Genomic DNA, 25220 nt, shown 5'->3' on the forward strand with positions numbered 1-25220 from the left:
CGACATGACAACGCAAACGCAACCACCACACATCACAGCAGCAGAACCGCAACGGCCGGTCAAAGATAATCCGGCGAAGCAGGGCGAATTGCCCCGTAAACGCGACGACAGCCAGGATGACAGCAAAGATCCGTTTAAGGCAAGTTAATCGCCGGGAACGATTTAAAATAAAGGGTGCGCTGCACCCTTTTTTATTTTAAACCCCCGCAACTTTGCTTAAAAAATAACCCTGCCGCTGCGTAAAGATTTGAAAATTTCGAGAATCCCATACAGCCGTTGTGGTAAAAATATCGCGTGTTTAACTACCGAGGACAATTTTCATCCGCAGGACGAGAAGCAAGACGCGGATAATTGTAATTTTATGGACAATCTTTGCAGGTCAATTCGTTTTACCCCCCGTTTTATCCTTTCTGCACCCACTCAGCTTGCTGGTGAACAGTACTGGCGCTCGGCGCTTTAGCCTTCATTCTCTCTGCACGAGCTGGCGCATGATGCGCACGGCTACCCTCTACCGTTTTAAGGTTTGCGATTTATCGTAAGCCACGAAGGATTATATTCTCACGCAGGAGAGAATGATGCGTTACTGGATCTTACTGGCTCTGGCTATTCTGGCTGAAATTATTGGTACCCTGTCCATGAAATGGGCGAGCGTTTCTGGCGGCCATACCGGCTTTATTTTAATGCTGGCGATGATCGCTCTGTCTTATATTTTGCTGGCCTTTGCCGTGAAAAAAATCGCCCTTGGCGTGGCCTACGCGTTGTGGGAAGGGATTGGCATTCTGCTCATCACCCTGTGCAGCGTACTGTGGTTTGATGAAAGCCTGACGGTGATGAAAGTCGCCGGGCTGACCACGCTGGTGGTGGGCATTACGCTTATCAAATCCGGCACCCGTAAAGTGAAGGAGTCCGCCCATGCAGCCCTTTGAATGGCAACACGCGGCCTGGCTGGGGCTGGCAATTTTGCTGGAAATTATCGCCAACGTACTGCTGAAGTTTTCCGACGGTTTTCGCCGCAAAAGTTATGGCGTGCTGTCGCTGGCCGCGGTACTGGCCGCCTTCAGCGCGCTGTCACAGGCGGTGAAGGGCATTGATTTATCGGTCGCTTACGCGCTGTGGGGCGGTTTCGGCATCGCCGCTACCCTGGCCGCTGGCTGGATATTGTTCTCTCAGCGGCTGAACAGGAAAGGGTGGGCGGGGGTCATACTGCTGATCCTCGGCATGGTGCTGATTAAACTTGCCTGATGTGATCGCCGTCTGCTGCCGCTGACGGCGAAATCAGCTAAGCTTATTTTTACTTCTGTAAAAAAGATAACAGCCTTTTCAGGCGGATAAGAGGGCGGTGAATGTTCAAACCCTTAAGCTGGCGTAATCTACCCACCGCACGAACCTTATCCGTTATGATATTCGTGGCGGGTATTGGTCTGGTTATTTCCGTTATTACCCTGATTTATCTCTCGCTGCATCTCATCAGCGCTAAAACCAACGAAATCGATGAACACCGCTCGGCGCTGTCGGTGCAGGGGGCGATCCAGACTTCGGTAAACCGGGTATGGTCGCTGGTGCTGGACAACGCCGTCTGGGACGATGCGGTGCGCGAGGTCTATCGCCCACAGGTGAATGCCAGCTGGTTATATAACACCTGGGGCGCAGGCTTTAAGGTTAATAATCTTTATGACGGCACCTTTGTGCTGAATGAGAATTTCGACATGCTGTGGGGTTCCTTTCGCATGGAGCCTTTTACCGAACTTAGTCTGGATTTTTTTGGCGCGGGGCTGAAGGCGTTAATCAGCCATAATCAGCGTACGCTGCCCGGGGAAAATCTGATCTACGCAGGGATCACCCGCACCCGTTACGGCGTGGCTTTTGTGGGGATCGGCCTTATCCGCCCGACCACCGGTCGTCTCGAAGTGTACGACAATACCCGGCGCTATCTGGTGATCACCCGCCATCTGACGCCGCAAATCCTCAAAGACCTGGGCGACACCTTCCAGATCAACAATCTCACCTTCAGTCATACCATGCCGTCCACCGCCAGCGTCCCGCTGCGCAGCGCGGCAGGGGAAATCCTCGGCTACCTGAGCTGGGATCCGCAGCTTCCCGGCGCGCAGGCCGCTCATGCGGCGGCGTGGGAAATCCGCCAGATTGTTGGCCTGGTGACGCTGTTGATCCTGATGTTTATCCTGCTGACCAGCGCCGGGCTTTACAAACTGTCGCGCGGCGAAAAGCTGGCCCGCCGCATCGCCGTCACCGACTGGCTGAGCGGCTTACCCAACAGGCGCGCGCTGATCGAACGGCTGGAGCAGCTTAATCAGTCCGGCGATACCGACACCATCACGGTGGTGTTTATGGATCTGGATGGCTTTAAGGATGTCAACGACGTTTACGGTCATGACGTCGGCGACAAGCTGATCGTCGCCGTCGCCCGCAGCCTGAGTGAAAAAGTGCCGCCGGGCGGGATGCTGTCGCGCATGGGCGGCGATGAGTTTGCCATGACCATGCACGGCGACAATGCTCACGAAAAGAGCGCGATATTTGCCATGCTGGTGCTCTCCTGGTTCAATGCGCCGGTGCGGCTGGACGAACGCAGTATTCACATCACCGCCAGTATCGGCATCGCCAGCAGCGTGCAGGGCGACTGTAGCAGCACCGAGCTGTTCCGCCGCGCCGACATCGCCATGTATCACTCGAAAATGACCGGTAAAGGCCGCATCACGCATTATGACGCGGCGCTGAACAGCGCGCGCGAACGCAAGTTGATCATCGAGAATGACATTCGTGACGGTCTGGAAAACGACGAATTTGACGTCTGGTATCAGCCGATTGTCGATGCCCATACGCTGACCATGACCGGCGTCGAGGCGCTGGTGCGCTGGCCCCGTCGTCCAGCCGGGGCGCTGGGGCCGGATGAATTTATCCCGGTGGCGGAAAGCAGCGGCCTGATTTACGCCCTCGGCCAGTTTGTGCTGCGCCGCGCCTGTACCGATTTACTGGCGATGGAAGATCTTAAGCTGTCGGTGAATATCTCCCCCGCGCAGTTTCGCGATCCGGAATTTGAAGTGAAAGTGGCGGGCGTGCTGGACACCGTCGGTTTTCCGGCGCACCGTCTGCAACTGGAAGTGACCGAAACCTATGTGCTGGAAAATCCGGAGCGTTCGCGTACGGCGATCGCCAATCTGAAAGCGCTGGGTACCGGCGTGGCGCTGGATGATTTCGGCACCGGCTACTCCAGCATTGGCTATTTGCGGCGCTTTAATTTCGACACCATTAAAATTGATAAATCGCTGGCCGGGCTGGTAGATGCGGACGATCAGGCCGCCGCGCTGGTCAGCGGCACCGTTCGGATCGCCAGCGCGCTGGGTATGTCGGTCACTGCGGAAGGGGTGGAAAACGAAAAGCAGATGAAACTGCTGCGCCTTGCCGGTTGCGATCGGTTACAGGGCTTCTACTTCAGCCAGCCGCAGCCGATTTCTGTGCTGATGCCGCTGCGTAAACAGCGGCGGGGATGATCATTCCTGCGCCAGTTCGCTCAGTTTTTCGCGAAAACCCGTTACTGAAATCGCCCGGTTATCCGCCCGCCAGCGATCTTTCGCGGCCGGGGCGGAACTCTGCACGCCAATTAACTGCCAGCCGGTGTCCGTCTGGATCATCAGCGGCGATCCGCTGTCGCCGGGCAGGGTATCGCACTGATGGGACAACACCGAAGTCTGCGCCCAGCCGGTCACCACGCAATCTTTATGGCTGTACAACGCATCCAGATGATCCTGCGGATACCCGGACTGGGTAACGTGGCGGCCGGTCGTTTTTAGCGCTGCCGTTAATGCCTCGCGATCGCCGGTAAACAGCGGCAGAGGGGTGATGCCGGACGGCGGATAGCGCAGCACGATAAGCCCAAAATCCCAGGGGGCGGCGGAAGACGGTACGATCCAGCCCTCGCCGTCAGGCTTCAGACGTTTGCCGAGAGACGGATCGACACGGCCTTCAATGCCATGGATCTCATACCGCCAGATGCCTTTTTGCGCCACAAAACGCAGCGCCAGCGCTTTATCCGGCTTGCCGTCGGGCGGCGTCAGCAGACAGTGCCCGGCGGTGAGCGCCAGATGCGGGGAGATCAGGGTGGCAGTACATAAATTGCCGCTGACGGTTTCCAGTTGCCCGATTGCATCCCAGGGGGACTGCTCCGGTTGCGTGACGCGGGTACGATCGTCATGACCGAAAAATAGCGTTTTCACCTCACCGGCATTCATCGCCTCATCATCGCCTTCATCAGCATGCAGGACTGCGGAAAATAAACAGAACGTTCCCAGTAACAACACAACAGTTTTACGCATAGCACACTCTGGTGGGGTAATTATGATTATTAAAAGTAACCCAATGTAAGACTAACTATAGACGGGAGGCGTGGAAAGTGGGAGTAAAATCAGCGTACTACAATCAGGAAAAATAGAAATGCGTGGCAACGATTGCGCATAAAATAAGCGTGATGAGAATTAACTCAAACCGATAACGCCCCAGCATACGCCCTCCGGATAAAAAACGGCGCTTACCAGAAAGCTAAGCGCCGTGTTATTAGCCTGCCCGGACATGCGGGCAGATAACATTGCTACAACTTATGCAGCAGGTTGTGCGGCCGGTTTTGCGGCTTCATGTTTTACGTGTTTTTTGTGATGCTTTTTAGCGGCCTGAGCTTTTTGCTCAGCAGCCGGTTTAGCAGCGGCTTTTTTGTGGTGCTTTTTAGCAGCCTGCGCTTTCTGGGCAACGGCTTTTTTGTGTTTCTTGTGTTTTGCCGGGGCAGTTTTGGTCGCAGCCGGAGCCTGAGCAGTGGTCGCGGTAGCGGCCGGTGCAGCAGTGGTGGAGGTGGCAGCATCAGCAGCGAAAGCGGCGGAAGACAGACCCATAGCAGCGGCAACAACCAGAGCTAATACTTTTTTCATCTCGTGATCCTCGAATTGGTTTCAACATTCAACCCCACTGCGGGGCCGTTGAAAACACTATATCCCTGATAATTCGCGGCTTCCGTGAGTCATTGGTATCGGCGTGTAACCATATGTACAACGCCGGGTATGATGACCCGGCGCGTGGAGGCGTTACAGATAACGCGCGGTGAGATGCTGGCGGAAATAGCGGCTGTTCAGCGCTTCGCCGGTCGCGTTTTCAATCAGTTGCGACGTGGTAAAGCGGCTGCCGTGCTGCCAGATATTCTGCCGCAGCCAGTCAAACAGGGCGGTGAAATCCCCCTGCGCGATGGCGGCATCCAGATCCGGCAGGGCGGTTCTGGCGGCGTGGAACAGCTGTGCGGCATACATGGCGCCCAGAGTGTACGACGGGAAATAACCGAAGCCGCCATCCGTCCAGTGAATGTCCTGCATACAGCCATCACGGTAATTGCCTCCCGTGGACAGCCCCAGCCAGCTCTGCATTTTCTCGTTCCACAGCGCCGGAATATCCTCCACCTCGATGTCGCCGTTAATCAGCGCCCGCTCAATTTCATAGCGCAGCACCACGTGCGCCGGATAGCTGACTTCATCCGCATCGACACGGATATAACCCGGCTTAACGCGCTGGTTCCAGGCAATAAAGTTGCTTTCGCTGAAGGCGGGCTGATCGCCAAAGCGCTGCACTACCGACGGCAACAGCTGCTTCAGGAAGGCGGCGCTACGGCCAAGCTGCATCTCAAAAAACAGGCTCTGGGATTCATGAATGGCGGTGGAGCGCGCCAGCGCCACCGGCTGCCCTGGCCAGGTACGCGGCAGATTTTGCTCGTAGCGCGCATGGCCGGTTTCGTGCACCACGCCCAGCAGGGCGCTTAACAGCTCATTTTCGTCGTAACGTGTGGTGATGCGCACATCGTCCGGCACGCCGCCGCAGAACGGGTGGGCGCTGACGTCCAGCCGCCCGCCGTTAAAATCAAATCCCAGGCGCGCCATGGTTTCGACGCCAATCTCCCGCTGTAAATCAACCGGGAACGGCCCCTGCGGCGCGATCAGCGGCTGCTGTGCCTGTTTCTCCACCACCCGATTCAGCAGATCCGGCAGCCAGGATTTTAAATCACCAAACAGCGCGTCAAGGCGGGCGCTGGTCATATCCGGCTCATAAATATCCAGCAGGGCATCGTAAGGCGAGCAGCCCTTAGCGTCGGCGCGCAGACGGGCCTCTTCGCGGCTGAGCTTCACCACCTCTTTCAGATTGGCAGAAAACCCGGCCCAGTCGTTGGCCGGACGCTGACTGCGCCAGGCGTGTTCGCACTTGCTGCCCGCCAGCGATTTTGCTTCCACCAGCGCTTCCGGCAGCAGCGCCGCCTGTTGATACTGGCGGGTCATCTCGCGCAGGTTAGCCTGTTCAATATCATTCAGATTTTCTTGCGCCGCGCCTTCCAGCCATACCGCAACATTTTTATCGGTGAGGATCTGGTGTTGCAGCACGCTCAGTTCCGCCAGCGCTTCGCCGCGCGCCTGGCTACCGCCCGGCGGCATCATGGTGAACATGTCCCAGCCCCCCATCGCGGAGAGATGAGAAAAACGGGACAGACGGGTAAAAATGCGGGTGAGTTGCTGATAGTTCTTATTTTCCATAATGCCTCATGTCATCGAAGGGGCTGCGAAATAATCTTACTTGAGTAAATTCTTATTGGGTAATTTGATTTCCATCAAACGAAAGTTGTGTTTTTTTCAGGAAGGGTAATACTGTGTCATAATAGATAAAGTTCATGTTAACCAACAACATAAGAATTCGATGTTATGAATCCATTTTATTGGGTGATATTGGTAGTCTTGACGCTGGATGCGGTCCGTGAATTGATGGGTGTATCATCCGTAATGGGAATATTTTCGTAAGCAGACGTGCAAGCCGGGTTAGCGCAACGCCACCCGGCAAAGAAAGCTAATCAATCCAGACGCCGGTGCAGGCAGCGCCCCACCAGCAGGGCGGCGATCAGCAGCAGCGCGATAAACCCGCCCACGCCATTCCAGCCGAAACGATGCCAGAACACGCCGCCCAGCGTGCCCGCCACGCTTGATCCCAGATAATAACTGAACAGATACAGCGACGATGCCTGGCCTTTCGCCCGTCGTGCGCGCGGCCCGATCCAGCTGCTGGCCACCGAATGCGCGGCAAAGAAACCGGCTGAAAACAGCAGCATCCCGGCAAAAATCAGCCATAACGAAGCCAGCAGCGTCAGCAGCACGCCCGCCAGCATAATGGCGGTGGAGCCGAGCATCACCGGGCCGCGCCCGAACCGGCTGGTCAACATGCCTGCCTTCGGGGAACTCCAGGTGCCCGTCAGATAGGCCACCGACAGCAGGCCGACAATCGCCTGGCTGAGATGCCAGGGCGCCTGCATCAGGCGATAGCCAATATAGTTAAACAGCGTGACAAACGCGCCCATCAGCAGAAAACCGGTGACAAACAGCAGCGGCAGGCCGCGATCGCGCCAGTGCAGGCGAAAGTTAATAGCAAGCGTCCTGGGTCGCAAGGGCGTCGGACGAAAGTGGCGCGAGTCCGGCAGAATTTTCCAGAACATCAGCGCCGCCGCCAGCGCAAAGCAGCCAATCACGCCCACGGCGATACGCCAGGAAAAAAAATCGGTAAACACGCCGCTGAGCAGACGGCCGCTCATGCCGCCAATGGAGTTGCCGCTGATGTACAGCCCCATCGAGAACGCCACAAAACTGGGGTGGATCTCCTCTGCAAGCCAGGTCATGCCTACTGCCGCCACGCCGCTTAACGACAGGCCGATCAGCGCGCGCATAATTAAAATGCCGTGCCAGCTGGTCATGACCGTCGAGAGCAGCGTACAGCAGGAGGCCAGCAGCAACGCGGTGACCATCACCGGTTTACGGCCAATGGCATCGGAGAGCGGACCGGTAAACAGCAGACCGATGGCCAGCATGCCGGTGGAAATCGACAGGGAAATACTGCTGCTGGCAGGGGACACGCCGAACTCCTGCGACAGCACCGGCAGGATCGGCTGCACGCAGTAGAGCAGGGCAAAGGTGGCAAGACCGGCGGAAAACATCGCCAGGGTGACGCGTACAAACAGCGCGCTACCGCGTTTAATCCAGGGGGCGGGCCGGGAGAGCGCCTGTACACCGGCATCGCTGGCCGCAGCGATGTCAACAGGGGTTGTATGACTCACAGAACATCCTTAACTTCACATCCCCGTGATTCAGGGTGACGGGTAAGACCACCGCCACAGGGTAGGAAAATGTAAATATTCTGTCTAATATATTAATCCTCTCAAATAATATGTTTAGCGAATGAATATAGAACTACGTCACCTGCGCTATTTTGTCGCCGTCGCCGAAGAACTGCACTTTGGTCATGCGGCGGCCCGGCTGAATATCTCCCAGCCGCCCCTGAGCCAGCAAATTCAGATCCTGGAACAGCAGGTGGGCGCACGGCTGCTGGCCCGCACCAATCGCAGCGTGGAACTCACGCCCGCCGGAAAGCAGTTTCTTGCCGATTGTCGGCAGATTTTAAGTCAGGTGGAGGACGCCGCCGCCCGCGCCGCGCGGCTGCATCAGGGGCAGACCGGGGAGCTGCGCATCGGCTTTACCTCCTCTGCGCCCTTTATCAGGCCGGTCTCCGATACGCTGTCGCTGTTTCGCCGCCGCTACCCGGATGTGCATCTGCAAACCCGCGAAATCAATACCCGGGAACAGATAGCGCCGCTGCATGAGGGGGCCCTCGACCTGGGGCTGATGCGCAACACGCAGCTGCCGGACACGCTGGCCTGGCAGATGATCCTGCGCGAGCCGCTGCTGGCGATGGTGCCGCGTGATCATCCGCTGGCGGCGAAAACCAGCGTAACGCTCAGCGAACTGGCGCGTGAACCTTTTGTCTTCTTCGATCCGCAGGTCGGCACCGGGCTGTATGACGACATACTCGGGCTGCTGCGTCGCTACGGGCTGACGCCCTTTATTGCGCAGGAAGTCGGGGAGGCAATGACGATCATCGGGCTGGTAGCCGCCGGGCTGGGCGTGTCGATCCTGCCCGCCTCCTTTAAACGCGTGCAGCTGGACGAAATGCGCTGGCTACCCATCGCGGAAGCGGATGCGGTGTCGGAAATGTGGCTGGTATGGGCGAAGCATCATGAGCAGGGATCGGCCGCGGCGCGTTTCCGGGAACAGCTGCTGGCGACCATTCAGTAAATTTATTCATCAAAGCGAAGGGTAAAATGTGCGGTAAATCACAAGGCTAATCAAAAATTTGACGGCCTCATTGAACTGCTTCACCATAGCCCACAGATTATTTCGAAGCTCGAAAATAAGGGAGTCTTAGGTGGTTGCTGATAGTCAGCCAGGGCATATTGATCAGATTAAGCAGACCAACGCGGGCGCCGTTTATCGCCTGATTGATCAGCTTGGCCCGGTTTCGCGCATCGATCTTTCACGCCTGGCGCAGCTTGCGCCAGCCAGCATCACCAAAATTGTGCGCGAGATGCTGGAGGCGCATCTGGTGCAGGAGACGGAAATCCAGGAGCCGGGCAGCCGTGGCCGTCCTGCGGTCGGGCTGGTGGTGGAAACCGAAGCCTGGCACTATTTATCGCTGCGTATCAGCCGCGGTGAAATTCATCTGGCGCTGCGCGATCTGAGCAGCAAACTGGTGGTGGAAGAGCAGCAGCCGCTGCCGCTGGTGTCGGATGAACCTTTTATCTCCCGTGTCATTACCCATATCGATCAGTTCTTTATCCGCCATCAGCATCAGCTTGAACGTCTGACCGCTATCGCCATTACTCTGCCCGGGATCATTGATACGGAAAATGGCATCGTCCACCGCATGCCGTTTTATGAGGATGTCAAAGACATGGCGCTGGGCGAAGCGCTGGAAGCGCACACCGGCGTGCCGGTCTACATTCAGCATGACATCAGCGCCTGGACCATGGCCGAGGCGCTGTTTGGCGCCTCCCGCGGCGCGCGTGACGTGATCCAGGTGGTCATCGACCATAACGTGGGCGCGGGGGTGATCACCGACGGCCGCCTGTTGCATGCGGGTAGCAGCAGCCTGGTGGAGATCGGCCACACCCAGGTCGACCCTTACGGCAAGCGCTGTTACTGCGGCAATAATGGCTGTCTGGAAACCATCGCCAGCGTCGACAGCGTGCTGGAGCTGGCGCAGCAGCGCATGAGCCAGTCAATGAGCTCTATGCTGCACGGCAAACCGCTCAGTGTTGAATCCCTGTGTCAGGCCGCGCAGGACGGCGATCTGCTGGCGAAAGACATTATCACCGGCGTCGGCACCAACGTGGGCCGCATCCTGGCGATCATGGTCAATCTGTTTAACCCGCAGAAAATTCTTATCGGTTCGCCGCTGAGCCACGCCGCCGACATCCTGTTTCCGGCCATCAGCGACTGTATCCGCCAGCAATCCCTTCCGGCCTACAGCCGGCATATGGTGGTGGAAAGCACGCAGTTCTCAAATCAGGGGACGATGGCGGGCGCGGCGCTGGTCAAAGACGCGATGTATAACGGTTCTTTATTGATACGTCTGTTGCAGGGTTAACATTTTTCTTACTGACGTAAGAAAAATTGCGCTACCTCAAGCCGACTCCTTACGCCTTAACGTAGACTTCCGCCACTGAATTATTATTCTGATTAATATTTCCGAAGCATAACGGTGGAGTAAGTGATGCTTAAGCGTTTCTTTATAACGGGTACAGATACCTCAGTCGGGAAGACCGTGGTTTCACGTGCATTGCTGCAGGCGCTGGCTGCCAGTGGCAGAAGCGTGGCAGGGTACAAACCAGTTGCGAAGGGGAGTAAAGAGACGCCGGAAGGAATGCGCAATAAAGATGCGCTGGTACTGCAAAGCGTCTCCAGTATTGATCTGCCTTATGAGGCGTTCAATCCTATCGCCCTGAGCGAGGAAGAGAGCAGCGTGGCGCACAGCTGTCCGATCAGTTACAGCCTGTTAAGCAGCGGCCTCGCGGCCCTTGGCGAACAGGTTGATCATGTGGTGGTGGAAGGCACCGGCGGCTGGCGCAGCCTGATGAACGATCTGCGGCCACTCTCGGAATGGGTGGTGCAGGAGCAACTGCCGGTAGTGATGGTGGTGGGGATCCAGGAAGGTTGCATCAACCATGCGTTGTTAACCGCCCAGGCGATCGCCAGCGATGGTCTGCCGCTGATAGGCTGGGTGGCGAACCGCATCAATCCGGGGCTGGCCCATTACGCCGAAATCATCAACGTGCTGAGCCGCAAAATTCCGGCGCCGCTGATTGGCGAACTTCCTTATCTGCCGCGCGCGGAGCAGCGCGAGCTGGCGCAGTATATCGATCTGCTGACCTTTAACCGCACGCTGGCGGCGGATCGCGTTCTGGCTTAAGCTGGACTGCCCGGCGGCGCTTTGCTTGCCGGGCCTACTGATTGTCGCAATCCCGTAGGCCGGGTAAGCGCAGCGCCACCCGGCAAATTCAGCAGCGCCACCCGGCAATACGCTCAACTGTCGGTATGAATATTTAACGCCCGGCGCGTTCTGCCGGAGCTTAAATAATCGGCGATATAATCCTGCGAAATCTCGCCGTTATAACGACCTTCCTCATCGACAATCGGCATCCAGCTGGTATTGCTCTCATAGAGTTTTGACAGCACCACGCGCAGGTTATCTTCCGCCTTACCGGTGACGCGGAATGGATGCAGCAGCTGCGCGCAGTCGCCACTGGCGTTACGCGCTTCACGACGCTTCACAAAGCCGAGCGGCTTGCCGTCCACATCCACCACGGTAATGGCGCGAATATCGTTCTCATCCATAATGGCGAAGGCTTCCGCCAGCGGGGTGGATTTGCGTACCGTCAGCGTCGGCTGTTGATCGGTGACGTCTCCCGCCGACACCAGCAGCAGGCGCTTCAGCGTGCGGTCCTGACCAACAAACGAACCGACAAACTCATTCGCCGGTTTCGCCAGCAGTTCATCCGGGCTGGCGCACTGCACGATGCGTCCCTGACGGAATACGGCGATACGGTCCCCCAGCTTCAGGGCTTCGTCGATGTCATGGCTGACCAGCATCACCGTCTTTTTCAGCTTACGCTGCATGTCGAGGAACTGCGTCTGGATCACCTCGCGGTTAATCGGGTCGACGGCGCCGAACGGCTCATCCATCAACAGCACCGGCGGATCTGCCGCCAGCGCGCGGATCACGCCGATACGCTGCTGCTGACCGCCGGACATCTCTTTGGGATAGCGGTTAAGGAATTTTTTCGGATCCATTGCCACCATATCCATCAGCTCTTCGGCGCGGCTTTTATAACGCGCGCGATCCCAGCCGAGCATGCGCGGAACGACGGTAATGTTCTCCTCAATGGTCATGTTCGGAAACAGACCGATTTGCTGGATCACATAGCCAATGTTGCGACGCAGGGTGACGGTATCCATGCCGGTGGTGTCTTCGCCGTTAATCAAAATCTTGCCCGCGCTCGGGGCGATCAGCCGGTTGACCATTTTCAGCGTGGTGGTCTTGCCGCAACCGGACGGGCCAAGCAGCACGCACATTTCGCCTTCCGGCACATTCAGGTTGACGTTATCGACAGCTTTAAAGGTCTGGCCGTTTTTCTGTGTAAATTGTTTGGTCAGGTTTTCAAGTTTTATCATTATCGTATTCCTTTCGGTGTCAGGGCGGTCTGCAAACGATGCAGCAGCCAGTCAAGCACAATAGCCAGCACACAAATCATCAACGCGCCGGCAATTAACATACGGATGTCGCTGCCGCCGATGCCGTTCAGCAGCAGCAGGCCGAGGCCGCCCGCGCCAATCACAGCGGCGATGGCCATCACGCCGATATTCATCACGACGGCGGTGCGGATACCGCCGAAAATCACCGGCAACGCCATCGGGATCTCCACCCAGCGCAGACGCTGCCAGAAGGTCATGCCGATACCGCGGCCCGCTTCACGCAGACCGGGCGGCAGACTGTCCAGCGCGGTATGGGTGTTACGCACAATCGGCAGCAGCGAATAGAGAAACACCGCGGTAATGGCGGGCAGCGCGCCTATACCTTGTCCCACCAGCGAAAACACCGGGATCATCAGGCCGAACAGGGCAATCGACGGAATGGTCAGCAGCAGAGTGGCAATGCCAAGCACCGGCGTCGCCAGCCATTTGTACCGTACAATCACTATACCCAGCGGCACGCCAATAATAATCGCCAGCCCGACGGCCAGCAGAACCAGCCACAGGTGCTGGAAGGTCAGGCTCATCAGATAGCCTGCGTTGTCCATCATGTAATGAATCGTATCCATGGGCGCTCCTTACAGCAGGCCTTTTTCATGCAGGAAGTCGCGGGCGACCTGCTGCGGCGTCTGGTGCTCAATATCCACCTTCGCGTTAAGCGTGGTGATGGCCTCGTTATCCAGCAGGCCGGAGAGGGTATTCAGCGCCTCTTCCAGTCCCGGATTAGCCGCCAGCGTGTCTTTACGCACCACCGGCGTGACAGCGTAACTTGGGAAGAAGCCTTTATCGTCCTTCAGCACTTTCAGATCGAAGCCCTTCACGCGGCCATCGGTGGCATACACCAGACCGGCATCGACAAAGCCATCGCGGATGGCGTTATACACCAGGCCCGGATCCATCTGGCGGATTTGCGGGCGATCCAGTTCCATCTGATAGGCCTGTTGCAGCGGCTTCATGCCGTCGCTGCGCCCGGCGAATTCCAGGTCAAGGCCGAGCATCCAGTTGTTGTCGGGATCGGTTTTGCGGATGTGTTCAATTTTCGCCACCATCTCCGACATGGTGTTGATGTTTTCCGCCTCGGCGCGTTTACGCTGCATGGCGAAGGCATAGGTATTATTCATGTCCGCCGGTTTCAGCCATACCAGACCCAGTTTGGCGTCCAGCTGTTTCACCGTGGCGTAGGACTCCTCCGGTGACATGCGTTTATTGATATGGTTGAAAATAATCAGCGAGGTGCCGGTATATTCCCAGGTCATATCCACCTGCTTATTAATCATTGCGTTACGTGAAATCACCGTCGCAATGTTGGTCTGCGGCGTAACCTGAAAACCTTTCTTTTGCAGATACTGCACCGTCATGGCCGACAGAATATGCTGTTCAGTAAAACTCTTGGTGGCCAGCACCAGCGGCGCGGCCTGCGCCTGGGCGCTTAGCAGGGCAATGGCAGCCATAAATCCTGCCAGTCGGGTAAACCATTTCATACCGGATTCCTTATTCTTGTTATCAGGCAGTGTGCGGGCTGAGCACGCGTCCCAGCGCGGCAAGCAGCGTATCGAGGATCAGCGCAAAGAGCGCGGTCGCCGCAGCGCCGAGGATCAGCGTCGGGAAATCGTTCAGGTAGATGCCGGGGAAAATCAGCTCGCCATAACTGCTGGCGCCAATCAAAAACGCCAGCGGCGCAGTGCCCACGTTGATGGCGGTGGCGATGCGGATGCCTGACAGCATCACCGGCCAGGCGTTCGGCAGTTCCACCTGGCGCAGGCTCTGCCATTTGGTCATGCCAATGCCTCTGGCGGCTTCCAGCAGCGAAGGTTGCACGCCGCACAGACCGGCATAGGTGTTACGCACAATCGGCAGCAGCGAGGCGAGGAACAGCGCGATGATCGCCGGCGTATCGCCAATCCCGAAAATCACCATCGCCAGCGCCAGCACTGCCAGCGGCGGCAGGGTGTTGCCGACGTTGAAGATCTGCATGATGTACTCCGCAAAACGGCGGCATGCCGGGCGGCTGAGCAGGATCCCGCTGGGAATGCCGACCAGCAGCGCGAAGAACATCGAACTGAAGACGAGGATCATGTGCTGTTGCCCGAGATACAGCAGATCAACCTGCCGCTCGCGGATAGTTTGCAGGCCGATACTCCAGACCAGCAGGGCGATGACAATAAGCAGCGCGGCCACAAAAAGCAGCGCGCGAACAAGGGGGGATCTTTGCATTGCAGTGTGTCTCCCTGGGTGCATGCGTTATTGCAACAGTCTGTTGCGTGTTGTTATGCCATGTATCGGCAGGGTGAATGAGCTATAGCAAGCTGCCGGAAAGGATGCCAGTGTGCGGCAAGTTTCTGATCGGGCGAATATTTATACGAACAGCTGCCATGCCTTGCGGCGTATAGCGCGATTTGCGGGTCGGGAATTATCTTAAATTGCGACGGTAAAAGTGACGTTGTAACAGTTTGCGTTTGGGATTATCACGCAGCTGAACAAAAAAGCCGCACGGACGACGCCGCGCGGCTCACAGAGGTGTGGCTTATTTATACAGCGGCTTTTCCGCCACCGGGATCAGCAGATGCGTTTGCCAGGCCGCGAGGGTTAAGCGCGTCAGTTCACCGAGCGCCTGATAAAACGGATGGGCGGCATGTTCCGCGAACACGGCGAGCCAGCGCCCGGCCCACGGCAGCAGATGCCAGGCCAGCAGCTGTTCGCATTCAGCTTCCCGCTTTTCTTCCATCAGCCAGGCCGTCATCATCAGCAGCGTGCCGATATGATCTTCCGGTTCATTTTGCCCCGGCGCAAAAACAATGTTGTTGTCACGCATCCACTGGCGCAGCGCCAGCGTCGAGTCGCCGAACAGGACATTTTCGCGATCCAGCCACACCGATCCCCATGGCGGGGCGGGTAACGCCCAGGGGCCGAGGAACAGGCGCTGCCAGGCGTCCGGCAGCGGTTCATCGGCAGAGGCGGTAAAGCGCGCCGCCAGCGGCGTCAGCGCATCGGGCAGTAGCGGCCACTGTTCCTGCCAGGCAGGATCCTGAAGCGCCGCCACCAGCGGGGCGGCCTGTTCGCTCTGCGGCGGGTAGTAAAATAACGCGCCCAGAACCCGGGCGGCAACGGCAAACGCCTGACGCTGTGCGTCATCCATAAAACACTCCTGATTTATCCACCAACCGCCATACCGACGGTCATATGTAATCCGTAAAACAGGCCACGGCCCAGCAGCTCGCCCGCCAGCACCAACAGCAGCCCGGCCAGCAAACTGAACACCTGTGGCTCACGACGCCACAGCAGCGGGCAGATCCAGCAGCCCAGCCCGGCGGCGAGCAGCGCCAGACGCCAGACCTGGAGCGCGGCATAATCCGGCACCAGGGCGGCTGCCTGCTGTACTGACGACGAGATCGTGGCGAGATCCGCAGTCTGCATGATCACCACCGCCACGCTTGCCAGCAGCGCCAGCACGCTGATAAAGGCAAACACGCCGCCGTTAAAGGGGATACGCGCCAGACGCAGCAACAGCGCCGCCAGTAACGGGCCGCTCAGCAGCACGGTGAGGAAAAACGCGGCGGTGGTGTAACCGTTATGCCAGGTCGGCACGGTGTCGATCTGATACACCCGGCTCATGGCATACACAAACACGACGCCGAGGGCCATGCTGACGACAAGCCAGATCCTGCCCAGGGCTTCAGGCATTTTGCCGATTACCGCCACCAGCCACCACAGGCCGCCGACGGCGAAAAACAGCGATCCGGCGGCGATCTCGTTGCTCAGCGCCGACGCGCCGATGCGGTTCAGGGAATTAAATGCCCGCAGGGGCGATCCCAGATGCATCATCGAGGCGATAAAGCCCACGCCCATCAGCAGCCAGAGGAAAAACAGGCTGCGGGTAAGCCGGGCGCGGTTTTCGCTGTTATCGGCGCACGCCATCCAGCCGAGCCCGCCGACGATAAGCGCGCCGGTGACGCACTGGCCGATGACGGTAAATAACACCAGCGGCCATTCATGCCATCCGTTGCCCATCTCACACCTCCTGCGGGTTAGCCAGAAAGCCGGTTTTGTCCCCGGTGGGGCGGCTGTTGGCGTTGGGTTTGATCACGATATTAGGCTTTGTAAAATGCCCGGACGGCAGCGGGGCGACGGCATCAAGGCTGCCGTATTTTTCACGCAGCTCGTCAACGGGCGCAAAGTCCAGCGCGCGCAGCGGGCAGGACTCGACGCAGATCGGCTTTTTGCCCTCCGCCACCCGCGAATGGCAGCCGTCGCACTTGGTCATATGGCCTTTAGCGGCGTTGTACTGCGGCGCGCCGTACGGGCAGGCCATATGGCAGTAGCGGCAGCCTATGCACACTTCTTCATTCACCACCACAAAACCGTCGTCGCGCTTGTGCATCGCCCCGCTGGGGCAGACTTTGGTGCAGGCCGGATCGGCGCAGTGGTTGCAGGCAATCGACAGGTAATACGCAAAGACGTTCTGCTGCCAGACGCCGTTGTCTTCCTGCCAGTCTCCGCCCGCGTATTCATAGATGCGACGGAAACTGACCTCCGGGGTCAGGTCTTTGTAATCTTTGCAGGCCAGCTCGCAGGTTTTGCACCCGGTGCAGCGGCTGGAATCAATATAAAAGCCGTACTGAGTTGTCATGGGTTACTCCTTAAACCTTCTCAATTTCCACCAGGTTGGTGTGCTGCGGGTTTCCCTTCGCCAGCGGAGAAGGACGGTGCGTGGTCAGAGTATTGATGCAGGCGCCATGATCGATGCGGTCGCCCGTCATATTGGCCTGATGCCATGCGCCCTGGCCCATGGCGCTGACCCCCGGCATGATGCGCGGCGTCACTTTGGCGGCAAGGCGCACTTCGCCACGCCCGTTAAATACCCGCACGATATCGCCATGTGAAATGCCACGCTGTTTCGCGTCGAGGGGATTGATCCACACTTCCTGACGGCAGGCGGCCTGCAACACATCGACGTTGCCGTAGCTGGAGTGGGTACGGGATTTATAGTGGAAACCAAACAGCTGAAGCGGGAAGGTTTTGCGTTCCGGCGAATCCCAGCCTTCAAAGGTGGCGGCATACACCGGCAGGGGGCTTATCACTTCATCTTTTGCCAGCTGCCAGCTTGCGGCGATCTCCGCCAGCTGCGCGGAGTAAATTTCAATTTTGCCGGACGGCGTTTCCAGCGGATTCGCCTGCGGATCTTCACGAAACTTTTTATAGGCAACAAAATGCCCCTGCGGATCCTTGCGCTTATAAATACCCATCGCTTTGAGCTCGTCATACGCCGGCAGCAGCGGATCTTTCGCCCGCATCTTCGCGTATAAATAATGCAGCCATTCTTCCTGAGTGCGGCCTTCGGTAAAGCGCTGAAAGACGTCCGGCCCCAGGCGTTTTGCCACTTCGCTTAAGATCCAGTAAATCGGCTTACGCTCGAATTTCGCGGAGGTGGCGGGCTGGATGAAGATCAGATAACCCATATTTCCTGCGTAATCGTTGGGAATAATATCTTCCTGTTCGACGGTCATCAGATCCGGCAGCAGAATATCGGCATATTTTGCCGACGAGGTCATGAAGTTCTCGATCACCACGATCGTTTCGCATTTTGACTCGTCCTGCAAAATCTCGTGGGTTTTATTGATGTCTGAATGCTGATTAATCAGCGCGTTTCCCGCGTAATTCCAGATGAACTTGATCGGCACGTCCAGCTTGTCTTTACCCTGCACCCCATCCCCGGTGGCGGTCATCTCCGGCCCACGGGCAATGGCATCGGTCCAGGTAAAACAGGAAATTTTCGTTTTCACCGGGTTTTCCAGTACCGGCATGCGTTCAATGGTGAGGGTGTAAGTGGATTCACGCGCGCCGCTGTTGCCGCCGTTAATGCCGACGTTGCCGGTGAGGATCGGCAGCATGGCGATAGCGCGCGCGGTCAGCTCGCCGTTAGCCTGACGCTGCGGTCCCCAGCCCTGGCAGATATACGCGGGTTTTGCGGTGCCAATTTCCCGCGCCAGTTTAATAATGCGATCGGCGGGAATGCCGGTGATGGCGGCGGCCCACTGCGGGGTTTTGGCGATACCGTCGTTGCCGTCGCCCAGAATATACGCCTTATAATGCCCGTTGGCGGGCGCGCCTTCCGGCAGCGTGCTTTCATCGTAGCCAACGCAGTAGTTATCCAGGAAAGGCTGGTCGACAAGGTTTTCGCTGATCAACACATGGGCAAGCCCTGCCACCAGCGCCGCATCTGTGCCGGGGCGAATGGGGATCCACTCATCTTCACGCCCGGCAGCAGTATCGGTGTAACGGGGATCGATGACGATCATGCGCGCATTCGAACGATCCCGCGCCTGTTCAAGGAAATACGTAATGCCGCCGCCGCTCATACGGGTTTCGGCCGGGTTGTTACCGAACATCACCACCAGCTTCGTGTTTTCAATGTCCGAGGTACTGTTGCCTTCATTACTGCCATAGGTGAAGGGCATGGCGCGGGCGATCTGCGCGGTGCTGTAAGTGCCGTACTGACCCAGAAAGCCGCCGTAGCAGTTCATCAGACGCGCCACCAGCGAAGCGGAAGGGGATGAGCGGGTAATATTGCCGCCGACAATGCCGGAGGAGTAATTAATATACACCGCCTCGTTGCCGTATTTTTCCACCACGCCTTTGAGATTCATCGCAATGGTGTTTAATGCCTCATCCCAGGAGATACGTTCAAATTTCCCTTCGCCGCGTTTGCCCACGCGCTTCATCGGATAATTAAGCCGATCAGGGTGATTAATACGTCGCCGGATAGATCGCCCGCGCAGGCAGGCGCGTACCTGATGATTACCATAGACATCGTCGCCAGTATTATCGGTTTCTACCCAGATCACTTCGTCATCACGCACATGCAGACGCAGGGCGCAGCGGCTGCCGCAGTTTACTGAACATGCGCCCCAGACGGTTTTATCGGCACTTTCTTTCACAGCCTGCTGCACCGCGGCGGCGGCCTGGCGCAGACCAAAAGGTAATGTGAAACCACCGGCCGCCATGACAAGCGCACCAGCTGCAGAGGATTTAACGAGGGTACGCCGGCTGATACCGCCGGTATTATCGACATCGGACATCGCTCACTCCCTGTTTTTATAATGAATAGCATTACAGCTGAAATAGTTATCAGCCTGAGGAAGTGTGAGGGTACTAATAAGGGAGTAGAAAGGTATTATCAGAGGTCAATGTTTAAGAAATTCCCCCTGTAAAGACAGGGGGAATAAGTTTACTGGGGTTCGGTGCGGGCGCCGTCGCTGGTTGCGGTGCTGCCCGAGGCGGCGCTCATCCCCCCGGTGCGGGTATAGAGGATCTTCCAGGTATCATTGGCGCAATGGCCGACCACCTGCGCGTCAGGTTTATCCGCCTGATCGCCGGGGACAATATCCAGCGTAAAGCCGGATTCCGGTACGCCATTATTCACGATACGCTGCGCAATATCGCTTTTGACGTTTTCACAGGACTCCGGGGCGGCCATAACCGGAGCCGCTGCCAGCATTAATCCTGCGCATAACCAGTATGTAGCTTTCATAAACGATCCCTTATCTCATGAATTTATCTACAGTTTAGCAGTCCGCCCGGGAAGCATCGCCGTTGCGGGAAATCTCAGAACCTTCCGCATAACAGGCGAGACGGGTGAGGCGGCAAACCGCTGTATTTGCTACTATGAGGGAATATTTTGCACCTCTGGTAATCTACATGAAAAAAACAATCATTCTGGCCGCGCTAACGGTAGCGCTTGCTGGCTGTGATAATAATGCGCAGGGCCCGGCTTCTTTTACGCCGGAGATGGCGAGCTTCTCAAACGAATTTGATTTTGATCCGCTGCGTGGTCCGGTGAAGGATTTCAGTCAGACCCTGCTGAATGATAAAGGGGAAGTGGCGAAACGCGTCACCGGTACGCTGTCGACGGAAGGCTGTTTTGATTCGCTGGAGCTGCACGACATCGAAAATAATACCGGCGTTTCGCTGCTGCTGGACGCTAATTATTATCTCGACGGACAAACCAACGAGAAAAGACTGCGTTTACAGGGGAAATGCCAGCTGGCGGCGTTCCCGGCGGCAGGGGTGACCTGGGACACGGATGAAAAAGGTTTTGTGGTGACGGCGCGCGGTAAGGATTTGCAGGTGGATTATCGTTATGACGCCGAAGGCTATCCATTGGGGAAATCCACCACCTCGAAAGAGATGCACTTACAGGTGGATGCCACGCCGTCAGCGGATAAGCGTAAGAAACTCGATTATACCGCCGTCAGCGTGCTGAACGACAAACCGCTTGGCCATGTGAAGCAAAGCTGCGACTACGACCGCCACGATAACCCGGTCAGCTGTAAGTTGCTGATCGTCGATGAAAGCGTCACCCCGGCGGTCGAACGTCAGTTCACCATCAAAAATACCATCGCTTATTACTGATCCCGCCGCCTACTGTGCTGTAGGCTTTAACAGCGTCCTGCCGGGCGCTTTATGCTCGGCAAGATACTGATGCTGGAAAATACACATGCGGATGGTGTTGCGATACTCGCCGTTAATGAAGAACTCATGGATCAGTTCGCCTTCCACCATAAATCCGAGCTTGCGATAAATATGGATGGCTTTCTCGTTTTCTTTATCGACGATGAGATAGAGCTTATACAGATTTAATACCGTAAAGCCGTAATCCATCGCCAGCTTCGCCGCTTTGCTGGCCAGGCCTCTGCCCTGATGTTCCGGGGAGATAATGATCTGAAACTCCGCGCGGCGGTGGACGTGGTTAATCTCCACAAGCTCCACCAGCCCCACTTTTTCACCGTCGCATTCCACCACAAAACGGCGCTCGCTCTGATCGTGAATATGCTTGTCATACAGATCGGACAGTTCAACAAAGGCCTCGTACGGCTCTTCGAACCAGTAGCGCATGACGCTGGCGTTATTGTCCATTTGATGCACATAACGCAGATCTTCACGCTCCAGCGGGCGCAGCTTCACGCCGTTAATCTCACTCATGGTCAAATCCTTATGACGAAAATTTACGGCGCAACCACGCGGCCGGTACGACGGTCAAGACAGCGCAGGGTGTTGTTTTCCCAGTAGGCATTGAGATTGGCGCTTTGCTGGCACTTATCGCGGGCATCAAAAGCCGCGTCGTCTTTATCCCACTCTTTTTCCACGCGCTTGTTCACTTTGTTACGCAATGAACGGGTGTCATTCCACTGCTCTTTTTCCATCAACGCCTGCTGGCGGCTCTGGGCGCTGTCGCCGGATTCAATGATCAGTTTGCTGGTTTCAGCCATTGCGCCGGGGGTGACCATCACCGCGCCCAGCGTCAGCATCGCCATCAGGCACAGGCGTTTGCGAAGAGAGTTTTTCATCAGGCATTCCTTTTAACTATTGCAGGGGCATATTGCTTATATTCTACACCATCACAAGTCGGCGACATACCGGCGTGAGGGGTTATGCCGCATTACCGTTGACCAGAAGTTCACTTTCCACGCGGATCACGAAATCGGTAAATAGCGCCGTGGGTTTAACCGTATTTCCCTTGCGCTGCAAATGCACAAAACCATGACTCTCAAGGGTTTTGAGGGTGGTCGACAGGTTACTGACCTGACGGCCCGCCAGCCGCGCCAGTTCGCTGATTGTTTCGGGTTTATGTGCTGCCATCATCCGTAGCAGGGTGATATTTTCATTGCTCAAAATTTGCCCGATAGCATTAAGCGAGGCAAACCAGACTTTCGGCTCGTCCGGTTCCGGCGTGTATTTACCGGCAGCGATAGCGAGCATTCTTTTACGAAGGTTTTCCTCCGAAATGATGCCTATAAGTGCTTTCATAATGAACCCTCTATGTCTTTCATAACGCTATCTACAGCGGCAAAAAAATCATTCAGCAACTGCGTTGCCGACTGAAAACAGTAAACCTGTCCCGGATCGATTGCGGTTGTATGGACATGGTCATAAATCACCATTCGTGACCGGAACCCCCCGCTACGCGGGGATGTAATGCCATGCGCATTGTCCATGCCAAAAATCCGGTGGTTATGAGCGTTATGCAGTGTAAGGTTGTAGCGGATACCATGAGGCCTGAAAATCGAGGCTTCAACCCGGCGTGCTTCTATTTTCCACCAGTAGCCATTGTCATAACGAAACTGATAACCATCCATATCGAGTAAAGTGCTGAGTCCATAATCTTTTGTATCCATAAACACTCCCTGTACTTATGAGCGGATCATAACAACTTTATCAAAATACGCAATCACCCCGGCTGCGCCTGGCGTTCCGCCCGCAACTCCCGTTATGATGCGATACTGAACGTAAACAGACTGACTACGCCCTATGATCCGGACCTCACTGCTTTTTTTTATCACCGCGCTCTGTGAAATTATTGGCTGTTTTCTGCCCTGGCTGTGGCTGAAACGCGGTGGCAGCGCATTGTTACTGCTGCCCGCGGCGGTATCGCTGTGCCTGTTTGTCTGGCTGCTGACGCTCCATCCGGCGGCCAGCGGGCGGGTTTATGCGGCCTATGGCGGCGTGTATGTATTCACCGCGCTGATCTGGCTGCGGCTGGTGGATGGCGTAAAGCTCAGCCTGTATGACTGGCTGGGGGCGGCGGTGGCGCTGTGCGGGATGTTGATTATCGTCGCCGGATGGGGCCGCGCCGGTTAATCCACGCTCAGAACGAGCTGCGGATAGCGTTCCAGCCAGCGTTTGCGCCTGATCCGTTCATCAAAGATGGCGCGTTTCTCCTGCTGAAAACGCGGCGTGGGGCGCAGCCGCAGGGCGAACAGATCGTCCAGGCCAAAGGGCGCGATAATATCAATTTGATCGGATCCGCAAAGCCGCACGGCCACGGCGGTGGCGGTTTCCGGCCAGTAGCGCAGGGCATCTTCCACGCTGTGATAAGGCCGGTCGTGATTACGTTCATGCATCCGCGCCTGATTTTTTACCGACCAGTCAAAGTCCGGGCGCATCTTTCTCAGGCGCTGTTCCAGAAGATTATCAATCTCTTCACCGGTTTGGCGGGCATCAAACCACACCACATCCACATCACCGCATGGCGGCCGCGCCGGTCGCTGGTGCAGGCGATCCCACACCGCATCACGCACCAGCCCGGCGCCGATCCAGCCATTCTCCAGGCCCAGCGACGCCACAGTTTTGAGGGCTTCCATACGTAGCGCATCCTGCAATAGCAGGCGACGCAGTTCATCAGCATGGCGCATCGCGGCATTCCTGTTCACTCATGGGGATCTTCATTCTACCGACAGAGGCGTCATTTTGTGAGCCAGCGCGAAAAAACAGATCTTCATACTTGTATGGTAGTAGTGCGGATGGTTAGATTTCATGCATCACAACAAAAGAAGCAGGAATTCTCATGAAGATTGTTAGTGCTGAAGTATTTGTTACCTGTCCAGGGCGAAATTTTGTCACGCTGAAAATCACCACCGATGACGGCATTACCGGGCTGGGGGATGCGACGCTTAACGGGCGCGAGCTTTCTGTGGCCTCTTATCTGAAAGATCATGTCTGTCCGCAGCTGGTGGGACGAGACGCGCACCGTATCGAAGACATCTGGCAGTTCTTCTATAAAGGCGCGTACTGGCGTCGTGGCCCGGTCACCATGTCGGCGATTTCAGCCGTTGATACAGCGCTGTGGGACATCAAAGCCAAAGCCGCTGGTATGCCGCTGTATCAGTTGCTGGGCGGCGCATCCCGCGATGGGGTGATGGTTTACTGTCATACCACCGGCCATTCCGTTGATGATGTGCTGGAAGACTATGCCCGTCACAAGGAGATGGGCTTTAAGGCAATACGCGTACAGTGCGGCGTGCCGGGGATGAAAACCACCTATGGCATGTCGAAGGGCAAGGGCCTGGCCTACGAACCAGCCACCAAAGGGCAGTGGCCGGAAGAGCAGTTGTGGTCGACGGAAAAATACCTCGATTTCACGCCGTCGCTGTTTGCCGCCGTGCGCGAAAAATTCGGCTTTAACGAGCATCTGCTGCATGACATGCACCACCGTCTGACGCCCATCGAAGCGGCGCGCTTTGGCAAGAGCATCGAAGAGTACCGTCTGTTCTGGATGGAAGATCCGACCCCGGCAGAAAATCAGGAGTGCTTCCGCCTGATCCGCCAGCATACCGTGACGCCCATTGCCGTGGGTGAAGTATTTAACAGCATCTGGGACTGCAAACAGCTGATTGAAGAGCAGCTGATCGACTATATCCGCACCACCATTACCCATGCGGGCGGCATTACCGGTATGCGTCGTATCGCTGATTTTGCCTCTTTATATCAGGTGCGCACCGGCTCCCACGGCCCGTCGGATCTGTCGCCCATTTGCCACGCTGCCGCGCTGCATTTCGATTTGTGGGTACCGAACTTTGGCGTACAGGAATATATGGGTTATTCGGAGCAAATGCTGGAAGTCTTCCCGCATAACTGGACGTTTGATAACGGCTATATGCATCCGGGAGATAAACCGGGCCTTGGCATTGAGTTTGATGAAAAACTGGCGGCGAAATATCCCTACGATCCCGCTTATTTACCTGTCGCGCGACTGGAAGATGGCACGCTCTGGAACTGGTAATAAAC

At 56.7% G+C, this 25220-nt stretch carries 29 protein-coding genes; 11 read left to right on the forward strand and 18 right to left on the reverse strand.

All coding sequences use genetic code 11. The annotated features are described in order from the left end of the window. The first annotated feature begins 4 nt into the window (after positions 1–4). The 4 genes from BMF08_RS21250 (at position 5) to BMF08_RS15080 (ending at position 3506) form a co-directional block, all read left to right on the forward strand. Complete coding sequence (locus BMF08_RS21250; protein ID WP_199775925.1) at positions 5–148, forward strand: hypothetical protein; 144 nt, start codon at positions 5–7, stop codon at positions 146–148. Between the two features lie 427 nt (positions 149–575). Next, positions 576–926 carry a multidrug/spermidine efflux SMR transporter subunit MdtJ gene (mdtJ, locus tag BMF08_RS15070; RefSeq protein ID WP_072568360.1) on the forward strand — a complete coding sequence of 117 codons (351 nt, stop codon included), beginning with the start codon at positions 576–578 and terminating at the stop codon, positions 924–926. Next, on the forward strand, positions 913–1242 hold the full coding sequence (mdtI, locus tag BMF08_RS15075) for a multidrug/spermidine efflux SMR transporter subunit MdtI (protein ID WP_072568361.1): 330 nt from the start codon (positions 913–915) through the stop codon (positions 1240–1242). The genes mdtJ and mdtI overlap by 14 nt, the downstream gene beginning before the upstream one ends. A gap of 101 nt (positions 1243–1343) precedes the next feature. After that, positions 1344–3506, forward strand: coding sequence for a bifunctional diguanylate cyclase/phosphodiesterase (locus tag BMF08_RS15080; protein ID WP_072568362.1), 2163 nt, complete (start codon positions 1344–1346; stop codon positions 3504–3506). On the opposite strand, the gene BMF08_RS15085 is transcribed toward BMF08_RS15080, so the two are convergent. The 3 genes from BMF08_RS15085 to BMF08_RS15095 all read right to left on the reverse strand — a co-directional run bounded on the left by BMF08_RS15085 (position 3507) and on the right by BMF08_RS15095 (position 6569). Further along, positions 3507–4328, reverse strand: coding sequence for a trypsin-like serine peptidase (locus BMF08_RS15085; RefSeq protein ID WP_072568363.1), 822 nt, complete (start codon positions 4326–4328; stop codon positions 3507–3509). A gap of 279 nt (positions 4329–4607) precedes the next feature. Continuing rightward, positions 4608–4931 (reverse strand): acid resistance repetitive basic protein Asr, encoded by a 324-nt coding sequence (gene asr / locus BMF08_RS15090; protein ID WP_072568364.1) that lies wholly within the window; start codon positions 4929–4931, stop codon positions 4608–4610. A gap of 153 nt (positions 4932–5084) precedes the next feature. Next, positions 5085–6569, reverse strand: a complete 1485-nt coding sequence (locus BMF08_RS15095) for a carboxypeptidase M32 (RefSeq protein ID WP_072568365.1) — start codon at positions 6567–6569, stop codon at positions 5085–5087. 165 nt (positions 6570–6734) lie between these two features. Between BMF08_RS15095 and BMF08_RS21485 the strand changes: the two genes are divergently transcribed. Beyond that, the gene (locus BMF08_RS21485; protein WP_412175890.1) at positions 6735–6830 is read left to right on the forward strand and encodes a KPN_01571 family protein; all 96 of its coding nucleotides are present in this window, start codon (positions 6735–6737) and stop codon (positions 6828–6830) included. 50 nt (positions 6831–6880) lie between these two features. Here the strand turns inward: BMF08_RS21485 and BMF08_RS15100 are convergent, their stop codons facing one another. Next, positions 6881–8131 carry an MFS transporter gene (locus tag BMF08_RS15100; RefSeq protein ID WP_072568366.1) on the reverse strand — a complete coding sequence of 417 codons (1251 nt, stop codon included), beginning with the start codon at positions 8129–8131 and terminating at the stop codon, positions 6881–6883. 121 nt (positions 8132–8252) lie between these two features. Here BMF08_RS15100 and BMF08_RS15105 point away from each other — a divergent pair, with 121 nt between their 5' ends. The 3 genes from BMF08_RS15105 to bioD all read left to right on the forward strand — a co-directional run bounded on the left by BMF08_RS15105 (position 8253) and on the right by bioD (position 11319). Further along, a complete protein-coding gene (locus BMF08_RS15105; RefSeq protein ID WP_072568367.1) occupies positions 8253–9146 on the forward strand; it encodes a LysR family transcriptional regulator in 894 nt (297 codons plus the stop codon). Positions 9147–9276: 130 nt separating this feature from the next. Beyond that, positions 9277–10497 (forward strand): sugar metabolism global transcriptional regulator Mlc, encoded by a 1221-nt coding sequence (gene mlc / locus BMF08_RS15110; RefSeq protein WP_072568368.1) that lies wholly within the window; start codon positions 9277–9279, stop codon positions 10495–10497. Between the two features lie 126 nt (positions 10498–10623). Beyond that, positions 10624–11319, forward strand: a complete 696-nt coding sequence (gene bioD, locus BMF08_RS15115) for a dethiobiotin synthase (protein WP_072568369.1) — start codon at positions 10624–10626, stop codon at positions 11317–11319. A gap of 113 nt (positions 11320–11432) precedes the next feature. Here bioD and osmV read toward each other — a convergent pair whose 3' ends face one another. The 9 genes from osmV to BMF08_RS15160 all read right to left on the reverse strand — a co-directional run bounded on the left by osmV (position 11433) and on the right by BMF08_RS15160 (position 20187). After that, positions 11433–12581 (reverse strand): osmoprotectant ABC transporter ATP-binding protein OsmV, encoded by a 1149-nt coding sequence (gene osmV / locus BMF08_RS15120; RefSeq protein ID WP_072568370.1) that lies wholly within the window; start codon positions 12579–12581, stop codon positions 11433–11435. After that, entirely contained in the window at positions 12581–13228 is a 648-nt protein-coding gene (gene osmW, locus BMF08_RS15125; protein ID WP_072568371.1) for an osmoprotectant ABC transporter permease OsmW, read from the reverse strand. Before osmW ends, osmV begins: the two co-directional genes overlap by 1 nt. Positions 13229–13237: 9 nt before the next feature. Beyond that, positions 13238–14140, reverse strand: a complete 903-nt coding sequence (gene osmX / locus BMF08_RS15130; RefSeq protein WP_072568372.1) for an osmoprotectant ABC transporter substrate-binding protein OsmX — start codon at positions 14138–14140, stop codon at positions 13238–13240. 22 nt (positions 14141–14162) lie between these two features. Next, positions 14163–14873 (reverse strand): osmoprotectant ABC transporter permease OsmY, encoded by a 711-nt coding sequence (gene osmY / locus BMF08_RS15135; RefSeq protein ID WP_072568373.1) that lies wholly within the window; start codon positions 14871–14873, stop codon positions 14163–14165. 310 nt (positions 14874–15183) lie between these two features. After that, positions 15184–15795, reverse strand: a complete 612-nt coding sequence (dmsD, locus tag BMF08_RS15140; protein ID WP_072568374.1) for a Tat proofreading chaperone DmsD — start codon at positions 15793–15795, stop codon at positions 15184–15186. Positions 15796–15809: 14 nt separating this feature from the next. After that, entirely contained in the window at positions 15810–16667 is an 858-nt protein-coding gene (locus tag BMF08_RS15145; RefSeq protein WP_072568375.1) for a dimethyl sulfoxide reductase anchor subunit family protein, read from the reverse strand. A gap of 1 nt (position 16668) precedes the next feature. Then, the gene (locus tag BMF08_RS15150) at positions 16669–17286 is read right to left on the reverse strand and encodes a DMSO/selenate family reductase complex B subunit (RefSeq protein WP_072568376.1); all 618 of its coding nucleotides are present in this window, start codon (positions 17284–17286) and stop codon (positions 16669–16671) included. A gap of 10 nt (positions 17287–17296) precedes the next feature. Continuing rightward, complete coding sequence (gene ynfE / locus BMF08_RS15155; RefSeq protein WP_072568377.1) at positions 17297–19735, reverse strand: selenate/tellurate reductase subunit YnfE; 2439 nt, start codon at positions 19733–19735, stop codon at positions 17297–17299. Positions 19736–19884: 149 nt separating this feature from the next. Further along, positions 19885–20187, reverse strand: a complete 303-nt coding sequence (locus BMF08_RS15160) for a DUF1161 domain-containing protein (protein WP_072568378.1) — start codon at positions 20185–20187, stop codon at positions 19885–19887. 167 nt (positions 20188–20354) lie between these two features. Here BMF08_RS15160 and BMF08_RS15165 point away from each other — a divergent pair, with 167 nt between their 5' ends. Continuing rightward, entirely contained in the window at positions 20355–21068 is a 714-nt protein-coding gene (locus BMF08_RS15165; protein WP_072568379.1) for a YnfC family lipoprotein, read from the forward strand. Positions 21069–21077: 9 nt separating this feature from the next. Here the strand turns inward: BMF08_RS15165 and speG are convergent, their stop codons facing one another. The 4 genes from speG to BMF08_RS15185 all read right to left on the reverse strand — a co-directional run bounded on the left by speG (position 21078) and on the right by BMF08_RS15185 (position 22831). Further along, on the reverse strand, positions 21078–21638 hold the full coding sequence (speG, locus tag BMF08_RS15170) for a spermidine N1-acetyltransferase (RefSeq protein WP_072568380.1): 561 nt from the start codon (positions 21636–21638) through the stop codon (positions 21078–21080). 23 nt (positions 21639–21661) lie between these two features. Then, on the reverse strand, positions 21662–22003 hold the full coding sequence (locus BMF08_RS15175) for a DUF1283 family protein (RefSeq protein ID WP_072568381.1): 342 nt from the start codon (positions 22001–22003) through the stop codon (positions 21662–21664). Positions 22004–22085: 82 nt separating this feature from the next. After that, positions 22086–22463, reverse strand: coding sequence for an HVO_A0114 family putative DNA-binding protein (locus tag BMF08_RS15180; RefSeq protein ID WP_072568382.1), 378 nt, complete (start codon positions 22461–22463; stop codon positions 22086–22088). Then, positions 22460–22831, reverse strand: coding sequence for a DUF6516 family protein (locus BMF08_RS15185; protein ID WP_072568383.1), 372 nt, complete (start codon positions 22829–22831; stop codon positions 22460–22462). Before BMF08_RS15185 ends, BMF08_RS15180 begins: the two co-directional genes overlap by 4 nt. Positions 22832–22964: 133 nt before the next feature. Here BMF08_RS15185 and BMF08_RS15190 point away from each other — a divergent pair, with 133 nt between their 5' ends. Next, positions 22965–23294, forward strand: coding sequence for a YnfA family protein (locus BMF08_RS15190; protein ID WP_072568384.1), 330 nt, complete (start codon positions 22965–22967; stop codon positions 23292–23294). On the opposite strand, the gene BMF08_RS15195 is transcribed toward BMF08_RS15190, so the two are convergent. Beyond that, entirely contained in the window at positions 23291–23848 is a 558-nt protein-coding gene (locus BMF08_RS15195; protein WP_072568385.1) for a nucleotidyltransferase family protein, read from the reverse strand. The two genes, BMF08_RS15190 and BMF08_RS15195, sit on opposite strands and share 4 nt — an antisense overlap. 152 nt (positions 23849–24000) lie before the next feature. On the opposite strand from BMF08_RS15195, the gene manD reads away from it, so the two are divergent. Next, on the forward strand, positions 24001–25215 hold the full coding sequence (manD, locus tag BMF08_RS15200) for a D-mannonate dehydratase ManD (RefSeq protein ID WP_072568386.1): 1215 nt from the start codon (positions 24001–24003) through the stop codon (positions 25213–25215). Positions 25216–25220 lie beyond the last annotated feature (5 nt).

Source organism: Enterobacter sp. SA187, assembly GCF_001888805.2.
In the GTDB taxonomy this organism is placed as follows: Bacteria; Pseudomonadota; Gammaproteobacteria; order Enterobacterales; family Enterobacteriaceae; genus Enterobacter_D.

Bases quoted from the DNA above. Each gene is read 5' to 3' on its own strand.
- BMF08_RS21250 (WP_199775925.1), top strand. From the start codon at position 5: ATGACAACGCAAACGCAACCACCACACATCACAGCAGCAGAACCGCAA.
- mdtJ (WP_072568360.1), top strand. From the start codon at position 576: ATGCGTTACTGGATCTTACTGGCTCTGGCTATTCTGGCTGAAATTATT.
- mdtI (WP_072568361.1), top strand. From the start codon at position 913: ATGCAGCCCTTTGAATGGCAACACGCGGCCTGGCTGGGGCTGGCAATT.
- BMF08_RS15080 (WP_072568362.1), top strand. From the start codon at position 1,344: ATGTTCAAACCCTTAAGCTGGCGTAATCTACCCACCGCACGAACCTTA.
- BMF08_RS15085 (WP_072568363.1), bottom strand. From the start codon at position 4,328: ATGCGTAAAACTGTTGTGTTGTTACTGGGAACGTTCTGTTTATTTTCC.
- asr (WP_072568364.1), bottom strand. From the start codon at position 4,931: ATGAAAAAAGTATTAGCTCTGGTTGTTGCCGCTGCTATGGGTCTGTCT.
- BMF08_RS15095 (WP_072568365.1), bottom strand. From the start codon at position 6,569: ATGGAAAATAAGAACTATCAGCAACTCACCCGCATTTTTACCCGTCTG.
- BMF08_RS21485 (WP_412175890.1), top strand. From the start codon at position 6,735: ATGAATCCATTTTATTGGGTGATATTGGTAGTCTTGACGCTGGATGCG.
- BMF08_RS15105 (WP_072568367.1), top strand. From the start codon at position 8,253: ATGAATATAGAACTACGTCACCTGCGCTATTTTGTCGCCGTCGCCGAA.
- bioD (WP_072568369.1), top strand. From the start codon at position 10,624: ATGCTTAAGCGTTTCTTTATAACGGGTACAGATACCTCAGTCGGGAAG.
- osmV (WP_072568370.1), bottom strand. From the start codon at position 12,581: ATGATAAAACTTGAAAACCTGACCAAACAATTTACACAGAAAAACGGC.
- osmW (WP_072568371.1), bottom strand. From the start codon at position 13,228: ATGGATACGATTCATTACATGATGGACAACGCAGGCTATCTGATGAGC.
- osmX (WP_072568372.1), bottom strand. From the start codon at position 14,140: ATGAAATGGTTTACCCGACTGGCAGGATTTATGGCTGCCATTGCCCTG.
- osmY (WP_072568373.1), bottom strand. From the start codon at position 14,873: ATGCAAAGATCCCCCCTTGTTCGCGCGCTGCTTTTTGTGGCCGCGCTG.
- dmsD (WP_072568374.1), bottom strand. From the start codon at position 15,795: ATGGATGACGCACAGCGTCAGGCGTTTGCCGTTGCCGCCCGGGTTCTG.
- BMF08_RS15145 (WP_072568375.1), bottom strand. From the start codon at position 16,667: ATGGGCAACGGATGGCATGAATGGCCGCTGGTGTTATTTACCGTCATC.
- BMF08_RS15150 (WP_072568376.1), bottom strand. From the start codon at position 17,286: ATGACAACTCAGTACGGCTTTTATATTGATTCCAGCCGCTGCACCGGG.
- ynfE (WP_072568377.1), bottom strand. From the start codon at position 19,735: ATGTCCGATGTCGATAATACCGGCGGTATCAGCCGGCGTACCCTCGTT.
- BMF08_RS15160 (WP_072568378.1), bottom strand. From the start codon at position 20,187: ATGAAAGCTACATACTGGTTATGCGCAGGATTAATGCTGGCAGCGGCT.
- BMF08_RS15165 (WP_072568379.1), top strand. From the start codon at position 20,355: ATGAAAAAAACAATCATTCTGGCCGCGCTAACGGTAGCGCTTGCTGGC.
- speG (WP_072568380.1), bottom strand. From the start codon at position 21,638: ATGAGTGAGATTAACGGCGTGAAGCTGCGCCCGCTGGAGCGTGAAGAT.
- BMF08_RS15175 (WP_072568381.1), bottom strand. From the start codon at position 22,003: ATGAAAAACTCTCTTCGCAAACGCCTGTGCCTGATGGCGATGCTGACG.
- BMF08_RS15180 (WP_072568382.1), bottom strand. From the start codon at position 22,463: ATGAAAGCACTTATAGGCATCATTTCGGAGGAAAACCTTCGTAAAAGA.
- BMF08_RS15185 (WP_072568383.1), bottom strand. From the start codon at position 22,831: ATGGATACAAAAGATTATGGACTCAGCACTTTACTCGATATGGATGGT.
- BMF08_RS15190 (WP_072568384.1), top strand. From the start codon at position 22,965: ATGATCCGGACCTCACTGCTTTTTTTTATCACCGCGCTCTGTGAAATT.
- BMF08_RS15195 (WP_072568385.1), bottom strand. From the start codon at position 23,848: ATGCGCCATGCTGATGAACTGCGTCGCCTGCTATTGCAGGATGCGCTA.
- manD (WP_072568386.1), top strand. From the start codon at position 24,001: ATGAAGATTGTTAGTGCTGAAGTATTTGTTACCTGTCCAGGGCGAAAT.